The following is a 958-nucleotide window of genomic DNA, read 5'->3' on the forward strand; positions in this document are numbered from 1 at the left end:
GATCGCGGGTAAGGCAGAACCGAACAGTACCGTGAACATCTTACAAGGCACAACGCCTTTGGGTACTGCCACAGCGGATGCTTCGGGTAACTGGACATTTACCCCCACAACAGCTTTAGCCGATGGCACTTATGCCTTCACTGCTACAGCTAAGGATGCTGCGGGTAATATTTCTGGGGCTTCAACTCCAGTTAATTTGACAATCGATGCCACAGCATCCAGCGTACCCACGATCACAACTTCTGGGAGTACCAAAGGCGAGATCGCGGGTAAGGCAGAACCGAACAGTACCGTGAACATCTTACAAGGCACAACGCCTTTGGGTACTGCCACAGCGGATGCTTCGGGTAACTGGACATTTACCCCCACAACAGCTTTAGCCGATGGCACTTATGCCTTCACTGCTACAGCTAAGGATGCTGCGGGTAATATTTCTGGGGCTTCTACTCCAGTTAATCTGACAATCGATGGGACAGCATCCACAGCCCCCACGATCACAACTTCTGGGAGTACCAAAGGCGCGATCGCGGGTAAGGCAGAACCGAACAGTACCGTGAACATCTTACAAGGCACAACGCCTTTGGGTACTGCCACAGCGGATGCTTCGGGTAACTGGACATTTACCCCCACAACAGCTTTAGCCGATGGCACTTATGCCTTCACTGCTACAGCTAAGGATGCTGCGGGTAATATTTCTGGGGCTTCAACTCCAGTTAATCTGACTGTAAATACTGCACCAATTCCGCCGGTAACACCGCAACCGACACCAACACCATCGGGAACACCGACGCCATCGGGAACACCAACGGGAACACCGACGCCATCGGGAACACCATCGGTAACACCGACGCCATTGGGAACACCGACTCCATCGGGAACACCGACGCCATCGGTAACACCAACGGGAACACCGACGCCATCGGTAACACCGACGCCATTGGGAACACCGACTCCATCG

1 protein-coding gene is annotated in these 958 nt (G+C 53.5%); it reads left to right on the plus strand.

Annotated features, from left to right (window positions below; all coding sequences use genetic code 11):
* Nucleotide 1: 1 nt before the first annotated feature.
* Nucleotides 2-958: Ig-like domain-containing protein (locus QUA01_RS16250; protein WP_333265879.1), on the plus strand; the 957-nt coding region annotated here is incomplete at its 3' end.

This window comes from Microcoleus sp. S36a_B3 (genome assembly GCF_036700745.1).
GTDB lineage: Bacteria > Cyanobacteriota > Cyanobacteriia > Cyanobacteriales > Microcoleaceae > Microcoleus.